This window comes from Streptomyces sp. NPDC088194, from assembly GCF_040702025.1.
GTDB lineage: Bacteria > Actinomycetota > Actinomycetes > Streptomycetales > Streptomycetaceae > Actinacidiphila.
The window spans coordinates 1-18,305 of sequence record NZ_JBFBIV010000075.1; the positions used below are offsets into that span (position 1 = coordinate 1).

Genomic DNA, 18,305 nt, shown 5'->3' on the forward strand with positions numbered 1-18,305 from the left:
CCGATCCCAAGCCCTACATCTGGACCAAGACCGCAGAGGACATCCTCGAACGCCTCGCCGGATATCTGAAGCGAATTCCCGACTCAGAACACTAGGAGCCCGGGTAGAGCCGCGGGTCAGGGCCCCGCGGCTGCCCCGCCGTACCCCCGCCGTACCCCCGCCACCTCCGCGGCGGGAAAACCGGTCGATCCGGCGGCCGCGGGGCCCTACCCTGCGGGGCGTGACGGAGACCGTGGAAGAGAAGATCGTCGTACGCCCGGCCGAGGCCGCCGACGCTGCCGCCATCGCGCGGGCGCACATCATCTCGCGCGAGGTCGCGATGCCGTGGCTGCCGCCGCGCAAGCGCACCGACGCGGAGGTGGAGCGCTGGGTGCGCGAAGTGGTGCTCGTCGAGGCGGACGTGTGGGTCGCGGTGGACGCCGGCGGCGCGGTGCTGGGCTACGCGGCGGTGGAGGGGGAGTGGCTGGAGCACCTGTACCTGCTGCCGGAGGTGCGGCGGCGCGGCATCGGCTCGCTGCTGCTGGCCCGGGCGAAGGAGCACCGGCCGGACCGGCTGGACCTGCACGTCTTCCAGCGCAACACCGACGCGCGGGCGTTCTACGCGCGCCACGGCTTCACGGTGGTGGATCTGAACGACGGTTCGCGGAACATGGAGCGTGAACCGGATATGACGCTGCGCTGGACCCCGGTGACCAACAGCACATCTACCGACGGGTAACCCTCGGGTGCCCGCGGTCGTAGGGTGAGCGCCACACCCTCGACCCGACACCACCGGGAGATCGCATGCGCTCGGCGAAGGACTTCTTCCGCCCGCTGGCCGTGGGGGCGCCGGCCCCCGTCAGGGACGTGCCGTTCCGCCCCTCGCGAATGATCCACTTCTTCGACCCGGGCAACGAGAAGATGGCGGCCAAGGTGCCGTCGATCGCGCCGAAGGTCGACGTGCTGCTCGGCAACCTGGAGGACGCGGTCCCGGCCGACCGCAAGGAGGCGGCCCGGGCCGGTCTGGTGAAGGTCGCCCGGGCCACCGACTTCGGCGACACCCAGCTGTGGACCCGGATCAACAGCCTCGACTCGCCCTGGGCGCTGGACGACCTGCTCACCCTCGGCGCCGAGATCGGCGACCGGCTCGACGTCGTGATGGTGCCGAAGGTCGAGGGCGCCCACGACATCCACTACGTCGACCGGCTGCTCGCCCAGTTGGAGGCGAAGGCCGGGCTGACCCGGCCGATCCTGGTGCACGCGATCCTGGAGACCGCGGCCGGCGTGGGCAACGTCGAGGAGATCGCCGCCGCCAGCCCCCGGATGCAGGGGATGTCGCTCGGCCCGGCCGACCTGGCCGCCAGCCGCCGGATGAAGACCACCCGGGTCGGCGGCGGCCACCCCGGCTACCTGGTGCGCGAGGACCCCGCCGCGGGCGCCCCGGTCGACGCCCCCCGGCCCACCTACCAGCAGGACCTGTGGCACTACACGATCGCCCGGATGGTCGACGCGTGCGCCGCGAACGGCATCCTGCCGTACTACGGGCCGTTCGGGGACATCAAGGACGTCACCGGGTGCGAGGACCAGTTCCGCAACGCCTTCCTGCTCGGCTGCGTCGGCGCCTGGTCCCTGCACCCGGTGCAGATCGACATCGCCAAGCGGGTCTTCTCGCCCGCCCCCGAGGACGTCGCCTGGGCCCGCCGGGTGATCGAGGCGATGGGCGACGGCACCGGCGCGGTGATGATCGACGGCAAGATGCAGGACGACGCCACCTACAAGCAGTGCCGGGTGGTCGCCGAACTCGCGGACGCGCTCGCCGCCCGCGACCCCGAACTCGCCCGCGCCTACGCCGATGCCACCGCCGAGGAGGCCGCCCGATGAGCACCCCCGCCGACCTCGCCGCGAGCGCCGCCGCCGCGAGCGCTCCCGCCCCGCGCCCGCGCCGCTCGGTGCTCTACATGCCCGGCGCCAACGAGCGCGCCCTGGAGAAGGCCAGGACCCTCCCCACCGACGCGCTCATCCTGGACCTGGAGGACTCCGTCGCCCCCGACGCGAAGGCCGAGGCCCGTGAGCGGGTGGCGGCCGCCGCGGCGAGCGGCGCGTACGGCCACCGCGAGGTCACCATCCGGGTCAACGCCCCCGGTACCCCCTGGCACGCCGACGACCTCAAGGCCGCCGCCGCGGCCGGGCCGGACGCCGTCGTCGTGCCCAAGGTGGACTCCGCGCGGACCGTACGGGAGGTCGAGGCGGCACTGGAGGCGGCCGGCGCTCCGGAGCGGACCGCCGTCTGGGCGATGCTGGAGACGCCGGCGGCGCTCTTCGACGCGCGGGCCATCGCCGAGGCGTCACCGCGGCTGACCGTCCTGGTGATGGGCACCAACGACCTCGCCAAGGAACTGCACGCCGAGCACGTCCCCGGCCGGGCCCCGCTGCTCGCCGGGCTGTCGCTCGCCCTGCTCGCCGCCCGCGCCGCGGGCAAGGTCATCTTGGACGGTGTCTACAACGACGTCCACGATCTGAGCGGCTTCGAGGCGGAGACCCTCCAAGCCCGGCAGTTCGGCTTCGACGGCAAGACCCTGATCCACCCGAAGCAGCTCGAACCCTGCAACCGGGTCTTCGCGCCCACCCAGGCGGAGATCGAGCGCTCCGGACGGATCATCGCCGCCTTCGAAGAGGCCACGTCACAGGGGCGCGGCGTGGTCACCGTGGACGGCCGGATGATCGAGAACCTGCACGTCGAGGAGGCCCGGCGGGTACTCGCGCTGGCCGAGGCCGTCGCCGGACGCTGACGGCGATCACCGCCTTGGCGGCATGAACCCGCCAAACGGGGCGGGCTCCGGCCCGGGCCTCCGGACCCCGCCCCACCTCGCCGTCTGTCGAGACCCACCAGGCAGAGCCGGTGGACACTGTACGAAGTAGATGGCCCGTTCCGACCCCGCACGCTCGTACTGTCGGTACATGACCACATCGCAAGAGCTGCCCGTCCCGGCGAACGACGCCCGGGGGCGCGTCGTGGAGCTTCGTGCGATCCGCGAGGAGGTGCGTCGGGGGCCCAGCGAGAAGGCCACGGAGGCGCAGCGGGCGAAGGGGAAGCTGACCGCGCGCGAGCGGATCGAACTTCTGCTGGACGAGGGCTCGTTCCGTGAGGTGGAGCCGCTGCGCCGGCACCGGGCCACGGGCTTCGGGCTGGAGGCGAAGCGGCCGTACACCGACGGTGTGATCACCGGGTGGGGCACCGTGCACGACCGGACCGTGTTCGTGTACGCGCACGACTTCCGGATCTTCGGCGGCGCGCTGGGCGAGGCGCACGCGCAGAAGATCCACAAGATCATGGACATGGCGATCTCGGCCGGCGCGCCGCTGGTGTCGCTGAACGACGGCGCGGGCGCCCGTATCCAGGAGGGCGTCTCGGCGCTCGCCGGGTACGGCGGGATCTTCCAGCGCAACACCCGCGCCTCCGGCGTCATCCCGCAGATCTCGGTGATGCTCGGCCCGTGCGCGGGCGGCGCGGCCTACTCCCCGGCGCTCACGGACTTCGTGTTCATGGTGCGGGAGACCTCGCAGATGTTCATCACCGGCCCCGACGTGGTGCAGGCGGTGACCGGCGAGGAGATCAGCCAGAACGGCCTGGGCGGCGCCGACGTGCACTCGGCGGTCTCCGGCGTGTCGCACTTCGCCTACGACGACGAGCAGACCTGCCTGGAGGAGGTCCGCTACCTGCTCTCGCTGCTGCCGCAGAACAACCGGGAGAACCCGCCGGCGGCGGAGAACGAGGACCCGGTGGACCGCCGCAGCGACGTGCTGCTCGACCTGGTGCCGGCCGACGGCAACCGGTCGTACGACATGCACAAGGTGATCGAGGAGATCGTCGACGACGGCGAGTACCTGGAGATCCACGAGCGCTGGGCCACCAACATCATCGTGGCGCTCACCCGGATCGACGGCCAGGTGGTCGGCATCGTCGCCAACCAGCCCGCCTCGCTCGCCGGTGTGCTCGACATCGAGGCGTCCGAGAAGGCGGCCCGCTTCGTACAGATGTGCGACGCGTTCAACATCCCGATCATCACTCTTCTGGACGTACCCGGCTTCCTGCCCGGCGTCGCCCAGGAGCACGGTGGAATCATCCGGCACGGCGCCAAGCTGCTCTACGCCTACTGCAACGCCACCGTCCCCCGGATCTCGCTGATCCTCCGGAAGGCGTACGGCGGTGCCTACATCGTGATGGACTCGCAGTCGATCGGCGCGGACCTGACGTTCGCGTGGCCGACGAACGAGATCGCGGTGATGGGCGCGGAGGGCGCGGCGAACGTGATCTTCCGTCGGCAGATCGCCGACGCCGACGATCCGGAGGCGATGCGGACCCGGATGGTCAAGGAGTACAAGGCCGAGCTGATGCACCCGTACTACGCCGCCGAGCGCGGCCTGGTGCACGACGTGATCGACCCGGCCGAGACGCGTGAGGTGCTGGCCGGCTCGCTGGCCATGCTCCGCACGAAGCACGCCGACCTGCCGTCCCGCAAGCACGGCAACCCGCCGCAGTGATCCCTCGACCGCAGCCGGTGAGCGCCACGTTCCTGAACGCGGCGCACACTCCGGCCGACCCCGATCATCCGAACGACCCGGACCACCCCGGCAACCTGCCCGGCGGTTCACCCTTGGAGACCATCGTGAGCACTCCCACGGATTCGCTGGTGCGCGTCGAGAAGGGTCACGCGGACCCCGAGGAGCTCGCCGCGCTCACCGCGCTGCTGCTGGCGCGTGCTGCCGCCGGCGGTGCGGGCGAGGCCGCGCACACCGCGCCGGTGCGTTCCACGGCCGGCTGGCGCCGTCTCGAGCGCACCCCGGGCTTCCGCGCCCCCCACTCCTGGCAGGGCTGAGGGCGCCTGACCCCCCGGCTGCCCCGTCCTGCGTGACACGGGACCTCGCGGTCCGCGGTGGCTGGTCGCGCGGTTCCCCGCGGCCCTGAAACAAGTGCGGCTCCCTCCATGCTCAGCATGGAGGGAGCCGCATTACTGCGTCGGGTCAGGCCAGCTTCGCCAGAGCCGCGTCGATACGGGTCAGGGTGCGGTCGCGGCCCAGGACCTGGAGGGACTCGAAGAGGGGGAGGCCGACCGTGCGCCCGGTGACCGCGACGCGGACCGGTGCCTGGGCCTTCCCGAGCTTGAGACCGTGCTCCTCGCCGGCCGCGAGCACCGCGCCCTTGAGCGACTCGGGCGCGGACCAGTCCGCCTCCGCCAGCTTCTCCCGGGCCGTGCGCAGCAGCGCGTCGGAACCCTCCTTCATCGCCTTCGCCCACGACGCCTCGTCGTCGACCGGCTCGTCGAGGAAGAGGAAGTCGACGTTCGCGGTGATGTCGGAGAGCACCGTCACCCGGGTCTGGGCGTACGGCGCGATCGCCTGCCACGCGGCCTCGTCGAAGGACTCCGGCGCCCAGGGCGCGAAGGGGGCGCGCAGCCACGGCGCGCACGCCTCGGTGAACTCCTTCACGCCGAGCCGCCGGATGTGGTCGGCGTTGATCGCCTCGGCCTTCTTCAGGTCGAAGCGGGCCGGGTTGGCGTTGACGTCGGCGATGTCGAACTTCGCCACCATCTCCGCGATCGAGAAGACGTCCTGGTCGGCGGAGTACGACCAGCCCAGCAGCGAGAGGTAGTTGAGCAGCCCCTCGGGCAGGAAGCCGCGCTCCCGGTACAGGTTGAGCGACGCCTGCGGGTCCCGCTTGGAGAGCTTCTTGTTGCCCTCGCCCATCACGTACGGCAGGTGGCCGAAGGCCGGGACGGCCTTGGCGACGCCCAGCTCGATCAGCGCGTCGTACAGCGCGATCTGCCGCGGGGTGGAGGAGAGCAGGTCCTCGCCGCGCAGCACGTGGGTGATCTCCATCAGCGCGTCGTCCACCGGGTTGACCAGGGTGTACAGCGGCGCGCCGTTGGCCCGCACGATGCCGTAGTCCGGCACGTTGTCCGGCGTGAAGGTCAGCTCGCCGCGGACCAGGTCGGTGAAGACGATCGGGCGGTCCGGCATCCGGAAGCGGACGATCGAGGCGCGGCCCTCGTCCTGGTACGCGCCGATCTGCTCGGCGCTGAGGTCCCGGCAGTGGCCGTCGTACCCGGAGGGGCGGCCGGCCGCGCGGGCGGCCTCACGGCGGGCCTCCAGCTCCTCGGTGGTGCAGTAGCAGTCGTACGCGTGCCCGGCCTGCTTCAGCCGCAGCGCGACATCGGCGTACAGGTCCATCCGCTGGGACTGCCGGTAGGGCGCGAACGGGCCGCCGACCTCGGGGCCCTCGTCCCAGTCCAGGCCGAGCCAGCGCATCGAGTCCAGCAGCGCCTGGTACGACTCCTCGGAGTCGCGGGCCGCGTCGGTGTCCTCGATGCGGAAGACCAGGGTGCCCTGCTCGTGCCGGGCGAAGGCCCAGTTGAACAGCGCGGTGCGGACCAGCCCGACGTGCGGGTTGCCGGTCGGGGAGGGGCAGAACCGGACGCGGACGCCGGTGCCGCCGGAGGTGGGGGAGGAGGGTGCAGGAGCGGATGCGCTAGCCACGCGAGATCACCTTGTTGGTGAGAGTGCCGATGCCTTCGATGGTGACGGCGACCTCGTCGCCGGGGAGCAGCGGGCCCACGCCCGCGGGGGTGCCGGTGAGCAGGACGTCACCGGGCAGCAGCGTCATCGCCTCGGTGATGTTGACGATCAGGTCCTCGACCGAGTTCAGCATCTGCCGGGTGCGGCCGGCCTGGCGCAGTTCGCCGTTGACCGTCGCGGTGATCGCGAGGTCGCCGGCGGCGTCGAGGTCGAGGCCGGTCTCGATCCACGGGCCGAGCGGGCAGGAGGAGTCGAAGCCCTTCGCCCGCGCCCACTGCTTCTCGGTGCGCTGGGTGTCGCGGGCCGTCACGTCGTTGGCGCAGGTGAAGCCGAGGATCACGTCCTTGACCCGGTCCCGCGGCACATCCCGGCACAGCCGGCTGATCACGACGGCCAACTCCGCTTCGTGGTGCACCTCGTGGGAGAACGAGGGGTACACGATCGGGTCGCCGGGGCCGATCACCGAGGTCGACGGCTTGAAGAACGCCCAGGGCGCGTCCGGCACCTCGTGGCCCAGTTCCGCGGCGTGGGCCGCGTAGTTGCGGCCGATGGCGACCACCTTGTTGGGCAGGACGGGCGACAGCAGCCGCACCTTGTCCAGCGGGACCTTCGTGCCGGACAGCTCGAAGTCCGCGAAGGGCACGCCCTTCATGATGTCGACGACAAGACCCTCGGGGCCGCCGGTGGGGTCGCCCTCGACCGCTCCGAACGCCACGTTGCCGTCGATGGAGAACCTGACGATGCGCATGCGCCCAGCCTAGCGGCCGGCCCGGCCTCCGCTGACTCGGTGATCGCCGCAGGTCAGCGTCGGACTCAGGGGGCGACGGGCGTCTGCGGCAGTTCGTTGAGTACCGTACGACGCGGGTTCGCGGTGCGCTGCGGCAGCGTGTTCACCGCGGGTTCGGCGGATTCGCCGGCGGTCGGGTCCGCCACGGCCGGCGTGCCGGTCAGTTCGGACGCGTCCTTGAGGTGCGCGAGAGTGGTGCGCCGCGGGTTGGCGATCATCTGACGGAACATCAAGGTGGTCTTCATCTGCCGTGTGGACCTCGGGTCTCGGTGGTGGGAGCGGGCCGCGGTTGACATCACCGCGACTTCTGTAAAGCACCAGGCTAGTGCCGCCCATTCCCGCCGTGGCCGGGCGCAGACATCTGACGCTCTGTGATTTTGCTCACGAACTACGGATCATTTCCCGCCATTCGGACAATCGGCGCGCGCGAGCGAATCGGGCAAAGCGTACGGCGGTGCGGAAATGGTCGTTTGTCGCCGGGGCGGACGCGGTCTGACACCGGTGCAACCAGTTACCATCGCGGCCCGTAATCGCCCCATATCGCCGCCCTGGCGCTCGACGCTGTGTGTATGGACCATCGCGACGAGTGACACATTCCAAGAGGACGGCTGCGGGCCTTGTTGGGAGATCCGGCACTGTGCTGGAATTCCCCGGACCGCCGCATCACAACGAACCGGCGCGCAGGGGGCGCGGACGGAACACCGAGCGGCGGTGAAGGGCACATCAGCCGTCCCGCGACCCGGGTCGGCCTGAGCCCCCATGACTCGACACCGTCCCTTCAGCCTTACGGCGAGGGGCGCCTGGTCCAGAGGTTGCGACGCTAGTGCAGGGACGTTTCAAGAGGGACAGCGGCGCTGCGGGCGACTCGGAGCGGCAGCCCGGCGGGGCCGGCAACGGCTCCCAGGCCGCGGCCGACTCCGGAACCGCCACGCCGGGTACCACTGCGGCCCCCGGGCGGATGAGCATGCCCAGCGGCCTCGAAGCCGGCAAGATCACCGGCCTCGACGGCAAGCCCGGCCCCCGAATAGCCATGCGCAACTGGCGCATCAGCACCAGACTCATCTCGCTGCTCGCCCTCCCCGTGGTCACCGCCTCCGCCCTCGGCGGCCTGCGCATCAACAACTCGGTGGACAACATCCACCAGCTCGAGCACATGAAGACCCTGACCGACATCACCGAGCAGGCCACCAACCTGGCCGCCGCCCTCCAGGAGGAGCGCGACAGCTCGGCGGGCCCGCTGTCGGCCAACCAGAAGAGCAACGACGCGGTGGCCGCCTCCCGCCAGGCCACCGACCGCGACCTCAAGCTCTACGAGCAGTCGACCGACAACATCTCGGACTCCGACCCGGTCTTCAGCGGGGTCCGCGCCACCCTGGTCGCCATCGGCGGCCAGCTCGCCAACCTCAACGAGATCCGCAGCGAGGCGTACACCTCCCAGTCGGGCATCGCGCAGACCGTCTCCGAGTACGACGGTCTGGTCACCTCGCTGCTGTCGCTCTCCCAGGACATGGCGCAGGCCACCAGCAACTCCCAGATGATCAAGGCGACCCGCGCGCTGTCGGCGTTCTCCTCCGCCAAGGAGTACGAGTCGATGCAGCGCGCGGTGATCAGCGCCGCGTTCGCCAGTGGCGGCAAGCTCAACGCCGACGAGTACCAGTCGGTGAAGTGGGCGGCCGTCGACGAGAACACCGCGATCACCCGGTTCATGAAGGTCTACGGCACCGACGCCGCCGCGCTGCTGCGCCCCATCCAGGGCGACAACGACACGATCGCCGCCCACGACAACGAGCGCGAGCGGATCGCCAGTTCGCAGACCGCGATCACCAAGATCAACAGCTCGTACCTGGACTGGGACGACGCGGCGAAGACCAAGATCGACGCGATGAACCAGATCGAGCGCTCGCTGCTCAGCGAGATGCAGCAGAAGTCGCTGCACCTGCAGAGCGAGGCGAAGCGCGAGGCGCTGATATCCGGCGCGATCATCCTGCTGGTCCTCGGCGTCGCCGTGGTCGGCGCGTTCGTCGTCGGCCGCTCGATGGTCCGCTCGCTGCGCCGGCTGCAGCAGACCGCCCAGGACGTCGCCCAGAAGCGGCTGCCCGAGCTGGTCAAGCAGCTCTCCGACACCGACCCGCAGGACGTCGACACCTCGGTCGAGTCGATCGGCATCAACAGCCGCGACGAGATCGGCCAGGTGGCCCGCGCGTTCGACGAGGTCCACAGCGAGGCGGTCCGGCTCGCCGCCGAGCAGGCGCTGCTGCGAGGCAACGTCAACGCGATGTTCACCAACCTCTCCCGCCGCAGCCAGGGCCTCATCCAGCGCCAGCTGTCGCTCATCTCCGAACTGGAGTCGCGCGAGGCCGACCCGGACCAGCTCTCCTCGCTGTTCAAGCTCGACCACCTCGCGACCCGCATGCGCCGCAACGGTGAGAACCTGCTGGTCCTCGCCGGTGAGGAGCCCGGCCGCCGGTGGACCCGCCCGGTCCCGCTGGTCGACGTGCTGCGCGCCGCCGCGTCCGAGGTGGAGCAGTACGAGCGGATCGAGCTGACATCGGTGCCGTCGGCCGAGGTCACCGGTCGTATCGTCAACGACCTCGTGCACCTGCTCGCCGAGCTGCTGGAGAACGCCACCTCGTTCTCCTCGCCGCAGACCAAGGTGCGGGTCACCGGTCACTCGCTGCCCGACGGCCGCGTGCTGATCGAGATCCACGACACCGGCATCGGCCTGTCCCCGGAGGACCTCGCCGACATCAACGAGCGGCTGGCCAACCCGCCCACCGTGGACGTCTCGGTCTCCCGCCGGATGGGCCTGTTCGTGGTCGGCCGGCTGTCCCTGCGGCACGGCATCCGCATCCAGCTGCGCCCGTCGGACTCCGGCGGCACCACCGCGCTGGTCATGCTGCCGGTCGACGTCACGCAGGGCGGCGCCAACGCGAACGCGAAGAACGCGGGCCCCGGCGCGCGTCCCGCGGGTGCCGTCGCGGGCGGTGCCGGCACCGGCATCGCGGGTGCGTTCGGCAACGCGGGCCAGGCCGGCGGCAGCCGGGCAGGGCAGCGCGGCCAGGTCGGCGCGGGCGCGGCACGCCCCGCGCTCCCCGGCGCCGGGCGACCGGCCGCCGGCCCTGGCGACCAGGGCGGCGCTGGCGGTCCCGGCGGCCAGCAGGGCGGCCCGCGCTGGGCCGCGCAGGACAACCAGCAGCAGGGCTTCGGCGAGGACACCCCGCGCGGCCACGAGGACGTCGAGGCGCCCGCGTTCGACGCCTTCGACCAGTCCGGCCCCGCCGGGCGGCCGCAGTCCGGCCCCGGCCGGCACGGCCAGCACGGGCAGCCGAACGGTCCCGGCGCCCCCGGGCCCCAGGGCCCCGGCGGCTTCCCGGTCCCGCAGCCGCAGAACACCGGTCCCTCCGGCTTCCGCTCCGACGTCTTCGGCGGCCGCTCCGGCCCCGCGCCGCGGCACAGCGGCGGCCCCGGTGCCGGGGAGTCCCCGGCGGCGGCCCCCGGCGGTCCCGGTGACACCAGCCAGTTCCCGGCGGTCCGCGCCGACGGTGGCGCGCCCACCGGCCAGGACGACGGCTCGCAGAACCGCCTTCCGCAGCGCGGTTCCCGCGGCCCCCAGGGCACCCCCGGCTGGAACTCCGACGACCAGCGCGGCGGGCGCCCGGGTGACACGGGTTCCTTCCCGGTCCCCGGTGGTCCCGGCGACACCAGCCAGTTCCCGGCCGTGCGCAGCGACGGTTTCCCGCAGGGTCAGGGTGGCGGTCGTCCGGGTGACACGGGTTCCTTCCCGGTCCCCGGTGGCTCGGGTGGTCCCGGCGACACCAGCCAGTTCCCGGCGGTCCGGAACGACGGTTTCCCGCAGGGTCAGGGTGGCGGTCGTCCCGGTGACACGGGTTCCTTCCCGGTCCCCGGCGGTCCTGGTGACACCAGCCAGTTCCCGGCGGTCCGCGCCGAGGACGGCTTCCCGCAGGGGCAGGGCGGCGGCCGTCCCGGCGACACCGGTTCGTTCCCGATCCCCGGTGGTCCCGGTGACACCAGCCAGTTCCCGGCCGTGCGCAGCGACGGTTTCCCGCAGGGGCAGCGTCAGCCGCAGGGTCAGGGTGGCGGTCGTCCCGGTGACACGGGCTCCTTCCCGATTCCCGGTGGCTCGGGTGGTCCCGGTGACACCAGCCAGTTCCCGGCGGTCCGCGCCGAGGACGGCTCCGGCTCGTACCCGGCACAGCAGCCCGGGCCCGCGCGGCCCGGCGGGATGCCGCAGCGCGGGCCGCGCGGCCCCCAGGGCACTCCGGGCTGGAACCCGCAGGGCCAGGGCGGCCAGCCGCAGCAGCGGCCGGACGCGTACGACACCGGCTCGCAGCCGATGCCGGGCCTCGGCGACACCAGCGGCCAGTACCCGATGCCGCACCAGCCGCAGCAGCACAACGGGCAGCCGTACCAGGGCCAGCCGGGCGGGCCGCAGCACGCGCCGCGCCCCGAGCCCCAACTCCCCGGCCCGGCCGAGCCGATGGCGCTGCCGCCGGCCCCGACCCGGGGCGACGAGCCGACGCCGATCTTCGCGTCGATCGAGTCCGACTGGTTCCGTACCGGCCAGGCCGAGCGGATGCAGCAGATCCACGTCGAGCAGAGCGCGCGGGGCCAGCAGGCGCCGCCGCCCCGCCCGGTGGGCCGCACCGCCCCGCCGCAGCGCCCGCGTACCGACCGGCCGGGACCGAACCCCGCCGGCGGCCCGCAGCGCCTCACCGGCGGCCCGCAGCCGGCCACCCAGGCCACCGCGCCGGCCGGCCAGGGCCAGCAGACCCAGAGCCAGGGCCAGGACCCCGCGGCACACCACAGCGCGCAGAGCGGCGCCCAGCTGCCTGCCGCACCGGGCGCCCAGCCGCTGCCGCGGGAGACCCCGAACTGGCGTACCTCGCCCAACGACGCGCTGCGCCAGCGGGCCGAATCCATCCGGGAACCCACCGCGGGCGGGGTCACTCCCTCCGGCCTGCCGCGGCGGGTCCCCCGGGCGAATCTCGTCGCGGGCGGCGCGGCTCCCCAGCAGGCCCCCCAGGGCGGCCCGCAGGTCTCCCGCTCCCCCGACGACGTGCGCGGACGTCTGACCAACCTCCGCAGGGGCATCCAGCAGGGCCGCCAGGCCGGCGGTACCGGTACCACCGACGGCCGTGGTCTCGGCATGAACAACCAGGAGCGCTAGTTGAGTGCGATGAGCCAGGCGGCACAGAATCTGAACTGGTTGATCACCAACTTCGTGGACAACACCCCGGGGGTGTCCCACACGGTGGTGGTCTCCGCCGACGGCCTGCTGCTCGCGATGTCTGATGGTTTTCCGCGTGATCGTGCGGATCAGTTGGCGGCGGTGGCCTCGGGGTTGACGTCGTTGACCGCTGGTGCCTCCCGGATTTTCGAGGGGGGCAGTGTGAACCAGACGGTGGTGGAGATGGAGCGGGGCTTCCTCTTCATCATGTCGGTGTCGGATGGTTCGTCGCTGGCGGTGCTGGCGCATCCGGAGTGCGACATCGGTCTGGTCGGCTACGAAATGGCCCTGCTCGTCGACCGCGCGGGTGCCGTGCTGACCCCCGACCTTCGGGCCGAACTCCAGGGCAGCCTGTTGAACTGAGCACCGCACCCCGCCGCCGGGTGGCCCGCACGCAGCCGCGGACAACCGCCCGCACAACAGAACGTTCCCGTACTTCCGCACCAGCCATAGCACTGCCCGGACACGGAGGACCCTCATGACCCCGCCACCCGCCTCGCCGGGCCCGTACGGCGCGTCCCACCACGCGCCGTACGGGGTGGAAGGCGACCAGCCGCTGGTGCGGCCGTACGCCATGACCGGTGGCCGTACCCGGCCTCGCTACCAGCTCGCGATCGAGGCGCTGGTCAGCACCACCGCCGACCCGGCGCAGTACGCGGGACTGCTTCCAGAGCACCAGCGGATCTGCCATCTGACGCGTGAGATCAAGTCGGTGGCCGAGATCTCCGCGCTGCTCGCGATACCGCTCGGTGTGGCCCGGATTCTTGTGGCCGACCTCGCCGAGGCCGGCATGGTCGCCATCCACCAGCCCGGCAGCGGCGAATCGGGCGGCCAGCCAGATGTGACATTGCTTGAGAGGGTGCTCAGTGGACTTCGGAAGCTCTAGGCCGCAAGCGCAGCAGCCGGCGTACGGCGCGCCGCCGGTGCGGTCGACCACCTCCGCGAAGATCGTGGTGGCGGGTGGCTTCGGCGTGGGCAAGACCACGTTCGTGGGTGCGGTGTCGGAGATCAACCCGCTGCGCACCGAGGCCGTGATGACCTCGGCGTCGGCCGGGATCGACGACCTGAGCCACGTGCAGGACAAGACCACCACCACCGTGGCGATGGACTTCGGGCGCATCACGCTCGACGACGACCTGATCCTCTACCTGTTCGGCACCCCGGGCCAGGACCGCTTCTGGTTCATGTGGGACGACCTGGTGCGCGGCGCGATCGGCGCCGTGGTGCTGGTGGACACCCGGCGGCTGGCGGACTGCTTCCCGGCGGTGGACTACTTCGAGAACAGCGGGCTGCCGTTCGTGATCGCGCTCAACGGTTTCGACGGCCACCAGCCGTACCGGCCGGAAGAAGTGCGCGAGGCGCTGCAGATCGGTCCCGAGGCGCCGATCATCACCACCGACGCCCGGCACCGTGGCGAGGCGAAGAGCGCGCTGATCACGCTCGTCGAGCACGCGCTGCTGGCACGTCTCAAGTAGCTTGTGCCGCCGGCGATTTCGCCGGCCGGTAACGCGAGGACCCGTTATGTCGCACGACGTAACGGGTCCTTGGTCTTCATAACATTTCGAGAGAGTTTCCGGGAGGTCGCGAACACGGCTCGCGCTCGGCCGGTGCCACCGCGTGTACGTCTGTCTTATGGTTTGCTCAGCCTTTGGACTTATGCCCTTTTTATCTCTAGCCTTCTCACGGAGCCCGCCGGACGCCAGACGTTTGGCGTGCACCTGTATGACGTGCTGGAATTCGCAGAACCTGAGCGTAGGAACGGCCGTCGTTGTTGCGCCGTCGCCGAGAGGTTGTTGGTCCAGTGAGGAACACGAGGCGAGCTGAGGCGGGTACCGGGCAGGGCCCGCGTGGGAACTTCACTCCGCCACAGCGTCCGGGCAGCAGCCCGGAGCCGGTGGCCGAGGACGTGCCGGGGCCGGGCGGCCGGTTCAGCGCGCGCAACTGGCGGATGGCCACCCGGCTGAACGCCATCCTCCTCATCCCGGTCCTCGTCGCACTCGTGCTGGGCGGCTTCCGCGTCAACAGCGCCGTCAGCACCTGGCAGCAGGCCGACGACGCGGTGCACATCGCCAACCTCGTCCGCGCCGCCGCCACGTACGGCAACGCGCTGGAGAACGAGCGCGACACCACCGTGGTGCCCCTGCTGGAAGGCCACCGCGACGCGCAGGAGGTGTCGTCCGCCTACGCCACCACCGACGCCGCCGCCCGCGCCTTCGACAAGGCCGCGATCGGCATACCCGACGGCGCCGACCTCAAGCGCCGGATGGCCAGCTTCCGCAGCGTCGAGCCGCAGCTCCCCTCGCTCCGCAAGTCCGCCTTCACCGGCCAGCTCTCCGGTGTGCAGACCGAGGAGTGGTACGTCAGAATCCAGCACCCGCTGAGCGAGCTGTCCAACGAACTCGGCTTCGGCACCGGCAACAGCGCCTCCTACGGCCGCACCCTGTACGCCATCTCGCTCGCCAAGGCCGCCGAGTCGCTGACCCGCTCCATCGGCGTCCACATCCTCGTCGAGAAGCACCCCTCCGCGCAGGAACTCGCCCTCCAGAAGACCGCGCTCGGCTCGTACCAGTACCTGGAGGGCATCGCGCTGGAGGAGTACGACGGCGGTGGCAGCACCGCGGACCAGGCCCGGCTCAAGGCCGCGCAGGACAACGCGGTGAAGCAGGGCCAGGCGCGGATCACCACGGCGCTGAACAAGGCGAAGGCCGCGCACACCGCCTACGTCGTGCCGCCGGACCTCACCAAGATGGTCACCGACCTGACGGACCCGGCGTACACCGTCGCCCGGCTCGACGCCGAGGGGGTCACCCCCGCGTCCTACCTCTCCGCCGCCACGCTCTCCTTCGACGCCTACCGCTCGGTCGAGACCCACCTCGCCGACCAGGCCGCCGCGGACTCCTCGCACCTGGCCTCCCACGCCAAGCGCGACGTGTTCATCAACTCCGCGATCGTGCTGGTCGCGCTGATCATCGCGTTCATCGTGGCCGCGCTGATGGCCCGCTCGATGTCCCGCAACATGCGGCGGCTGCGCGCGGCCGCCTTCGACATCGCCGAGACCCGGCTGCCCGCACTGGTCGACCAGCTCTCCCGCACCGATCCGGGCCGGGTGAACACCCAGGTCGCGCCGATCCCGATCAACACCCGGGACGAGATCGGCGAGGTCGCCCGCGCCTTCGACCAGGTGCACCGCGAGGCGGTCCGGCTCGCCGCCGAGCAGGCGCTGCTGCGCGGCAACGTCAACGCGATCTTCACCAACCTCTCGCAGCGCAACCAGGGCCTCATCCAGCGCCAACTCAGCCTGATCACCGAGCTGGAGAACAACGAGGCCGACCCCGACCAGCTCGAGAACCTCTTCAAGATGGACCACCTCGCCACCCGTATGCGGCGCAACGGCGAGAACCTGCTGGTGCTCGCCGGCGAGGAGCCCGGCCGCCAGTGGAACCAGCCGGTGCCGCTGGTGGACGTGCTGCGCGCGGCGGCCTCCGAGGTGGAGGCGTACGACCGGATCGAACTGGTCGGCATCCCCGAGACCGACATCCACGGCAGCGCGGTCAGCGACCTGGTGCACCTGCTCGCCGAGCTGCTGGAGAACGCCACCTCGTTCTCCTCGCCGCAGACCAAGGTGCGGGTCACCGCGACCCGGCTGCCGGACGGCCGGGTGATGGTCGAGATCCACGACAAGGGCATCGGCCTGACCGCCGAGGACTTCGCGGACATCAACCACAAGCTCGCCGACCCGCCCACGATCGATGTCGAGATCGCCAAGCGGATGGGCCTGTTCGTGGTCGGCCGGCTCTGCGAGCGGCACGGCATCCGGGTCCAGTTGCGCCCCTCCGGCGAGCAGGCCGGCACCACCTCGCTGGTGATGCTGCCCGAGCCGATCACGCACGGCGGTGGCGGCGACCCGGTCGAGCCCGACAGCGACTTCACCGTCTCCCGGATCGTCCCGGAACACGCGGCCGACCAGCCCGGCCGGCCCGGCGAGCCCGGCCTGCTGCGGCCCGAGGTCAACGGGCAGCGCACCGCGGCCGAACTCGGCTTCGACGACTCCCGCTACGACGAGAACGGCCCGCGCGCGCTCGACCCGGTCGGCCGCTCGCTGCTGCGCGAGGAGCGCCGCGCCCAGCTGGAGGCCGCCGCCTCGGACCGTCAGGACGGCGAGCAGCCGGTCGAACTGCCCCAGCAGCGAAGGGAACCGGCCGACTTCGACCCGACCGGCCAGGACCTCGGGAACCAGAACCTCGGCAGCCAGAACCTCGGCAGCCAGAACCTCGGGGGCCAGGACCACCTCGGCGGACCGGACTTCGGCACCCAGCAGCCGGCCGCCGGCGACTTCGCCGGCCAGGGCGGCTACCCGCAGGGGTACGCCCAGGAGTACCCGCAGGGATACACCCAGGGGTACGACCCCAGCTTCGACCCGGCCTACCAGCAGCAGGCGTACGAACAGGGCTTCCAGCCCGGCTACCAGCAGCAGGGCTACACCGAGCCGGCGGGCGGATGGGGTCAACCCCCGGCCGAGACCCCGGCGGAGAACGGCTTTTCGGCCGGTCCCGCGCAGAACGGTTTCTTCGAGCAGCCGTACGGGACCGGTTCCGGCCAGACCTACGACCCCGCGGCGCCCTATGCCGAGCAGCCCGGATACGGCACGGAGTACCAAGACGGCGGTCAGCAGGCCGGGTTCCCGGGGGCTCCCGGTTACGGCCCTGCTCAGGAGGGATGGCCGCAGGACACACCGGAGGTAACGGAATCCGTTCCGCCGCTCCCCGAGGGACCCTCCGAGAGCGTAGTCTCGCCTTCGCTGACGGACGCCGGTCTACCGCGCCGCGAACGGCAGCGCACCAGCCCCTCCGACCAGCAGTCCGATCAGCAGCCCAGCGAGCCGAGCCGGCAGCCGGGTCCGAACCCGCAGGCCGCGCCGCCCGCGGGGGAGCAGCCCGCCCAGGAGTCCACCGATCCCCACGAGCAACCCCAGCCGGACGGCACCGACTGGCGGTCGACGAACGACGAGCACTGGCAGCGGGCCGAGTCGGTCCGCGAGCCCAAGGCAGGCGGGGTCACCCCCTCCGGCCTGCCACGGCGGGTACCCAAGGCCAACCTGGTCCCGGGTGCCGCGGCACAGACCCCGCAGGGCGGCCCACAGGTCTCCCGCGCACCGGAGGACGTACGTGGCAGGTTGAGTAATCTGCGACGTGGCGTCCAGCAAGGGCGCACTGCTGGAACTGACACGAACGGACAGGCCACCGACAGCCGATTCGGCGGCCCCCAGAACCAGGAGCGCTAGTTGAGTCCGATGAGCCAGGCGGCACAGAATCTGAACTGGTTGATCACCAACTTCGTGGACAACACCCCGGGGGTGTCCCACACGGTGGTGGTCTCCGCCGACGGCCTGCTGCTCGCGATGTCTGATGGTTTTCCGCGTGATCGTGCGGATCAGTTGGCGGCGGTGGCCTCGGGGTTGACGTCGTTGACCGCTGGTGCCTCCCGGATTTTCGAGGGGGGCAGTGTGAACCAGACGGTGGTGGAGATGGAGCGGGGCTTCCTCTTCATCATGTCGGTGTCGGATGGTTCGTCGCTGGCGGTGCTGGCGCATCCGGAGTGCGACATCGGTCTGGTCGGCTACGAAATGGCCCTGCTCGTCGACCGGGCAGGAAGCGTACTCACCCCCGACCTTCGGGCCGAACTTCAGGGCAGCTTGCTCAACTAACGCATGGGCGGCGG

At 71.5% G+C, this 18,305-nt stretch carries 14 protein-coding genes; 11 read left to right on the forward strand and 3 right to left on the reverse strand.

Annotated elements, in window-relative coordinates:
* The first annotated feature begins 220 nt into the window (after positions 1–220).
* The 5 genes from AB0399_RS30740 (at position 221) to AB0399_RS30760 (ending at position 4,856) form a co-directional block, all read left to right on the forward strand.
* Positions 221–718, forward strand: a complete 498-nt coding sequence (locus tag AB0399_RS30740; RefSeq protein WP_329364295.1) for a GNAT family N-acetyltransferase — start codon at positions 221–223, stop codon at positions 716–718.
* 65 nt (positions 719–783) lie between these two features.
* Complete coding sequence (locus AB0399_RS30745) at positions 784–1,860, forward strand: CoA ester lyase (RefSeq protein WP_329364293.1); 1,077 nt, start codon at positions 784–786, stop codon at positions 1,858–1,860.
* Positions 1,857–2,768 carry a CoA ester lyase gene (locus tag AB0399_RS30750; RefSeq protein ID WP_366413576.1) on the forward strand — a complete coding sequence of 304 codons (912 nt, stop codon included), beginning with the start codon at positions 1,857–1,859 and terminating at the stop codon, positions 2,766–2,768. Before AB0399_RS30745 ends, AB0399_RS30750 begins: the two co-directional genes overlap by 4 nt.
* A gap of 169 nt (positions 2,769–2,937) precedes the next feature.
* The gene (locus AB0399_RS30755) at positions 2,938–4,521 is read left to right on the forward strand and encodes an acyl-CoA carboxylase subunit beta (RefSeq protein ID WP_329364290.1); all 1,584 of its coding nucleotides are present in this window, start codon (positions 2,938–2,940) and stop codon (positions 4,519–4,521) included.
* A gap of 122 nt (positions 4,522–4,643) precedes the next feature.
* Entirely contained in the window at positions 4,644–4,856 is a 213-nt protein-coding gene (locus tag AB0399_RS30760) for an acyl-CoA carboxylase epsilon subunit (RefSeq protein ID WP_329373864.1), read from the forward strand.
* A 145-nt stretch (positions 4,857–5,001) separates the two neighbouring features.
* Here the strand turns inward: AB0399_RS30760 and gltX are convergent, their stop codons facing one another.
* From gltX to AB0399_RS30775, 3 genes are all read right to left on the reverse strand, one after another.
* A complete protein-coding gene (gltX, locus tag AB0399_RS30765) occupies positions 5,002–6,513 on the reverse strand; it encodes a glutamate--tRNA ligase (RefSeq protein WP_366413577.1) in 1,512 nt (503 codons plus the stop codon).
* A complete protein-coding gene (locus tag AB0399_RS30770; protein WP_329364287.1) occupies positions 6,506–7,300 on the reverse strand; it encodes a fumarylacetoacetate hydrolase family protein in 795 nt (264 codons plus the stop codon). Before AB0399_RS30770 ends, gltX begins: the two co-directional genes overlap by 8 nt.
* A gap of 65 nt (positions 7,301–7,365) precedes the next feature.
* Complete coding sequence (locus AB0399_RS30775; RefSeq protein WP_329364286.1) at positions 7,366–7,584, reverse strand: hypothetical protein; 219 nt, start codon at positions 7,582–7,584, stop codon at positions 7,366–7,368.
* A 578-nt stretch (positions 7,585–8,162) separates the two neighbouring features.
* Here AB0399_RS30775 and AB0399_RS30780 point away from each other — a divergent pair.
* The 6 genes from AB0399_RS30780 to AB0399_RS30805 all read left to right on the forward strand — a co-directional run bounded on the left by AB0399_RS30780 (position 8,163) and on the right by AB0399_RS30805 (position 18,291).
* The gene (locus tag AB0399_RS30780) at positions 8,163–12,527 is read left to right on the forward strand and encodes a nitrate- and nitrite sensing domain-containing protein (protein WP_366413578.1); all 4,365 of its coding nucleotides are present in this window, start codon (positions 8,163–8,165) and stop codon (positions 12,525–12,527) included.
* A gap of 9 nt (positions 12,528–12,536) precedes the next feature.
* Positions 12,537–12,950 carry a roadblock/LC7 domain-containing protein gene (locus tag AB0399_RS30785; RefSeq protein ID WP_037917495.1) on the forward strand — a complete coding sequence of 138 codons (414 nt, stop codon included), beginning with the start codon at positions 12,537–12,539 and terminating at the stop codon, positions 12,948–12,950.
* A 115-nt stretch (positions 12,951–13,065) separates the two neighbouring features.
* Positions 13,066–13,473, forward strand: coding sequence for a DUF742 domain-containing protein (locus AB0399_RS30790; RefSeq protein ID WP_328469901.1), 408 nt, complete (start codon positions 13,066–13,068; stop codon positions 13,471–13,473).
* Positions 13,474–13,510: 37 nt separating this feature from the next.
* Positions 13,511–14,062, forward strand: coding sequence for an ATP/GTP-binding protein (locus AB0399_RS30795; protein ID WP_093717894.1), 552 nt, complete (start codon positions 13,511–13,513; stop codon positions 14,060–14,062).
* Positions 14,063–14,535: 473 nt separating this feature from the next.
* The gene (locus AB0399_RS30800) at positions 14,536–17,868 is read left to right on the forward strand and encodes a nitrate- and nitrite sensing domain-containing protein (RefSeq protein ID WP_366413583.1); all 3,333 of its coding nucleotides are present in this window, start codon (positions 14,536–14,538) and stop codon (positions 17,866–17,868) included.
* 9 nt (positions 17,869–17,877) lie between these two features.
* Positions 17,878–18,291, forward strand: coding sequence for a roadblock/LC7 domain-containing protein (locus AB0399_RS30805; RefSeq protein ID WP_093787504.1), 414 nt, complete (start codon positions 17,878–17,880; stop codon positions 18,289–18,291).
* The last annotated feature ends 14 nt before the right edge of the window (positions 18,292–18,305 follow it).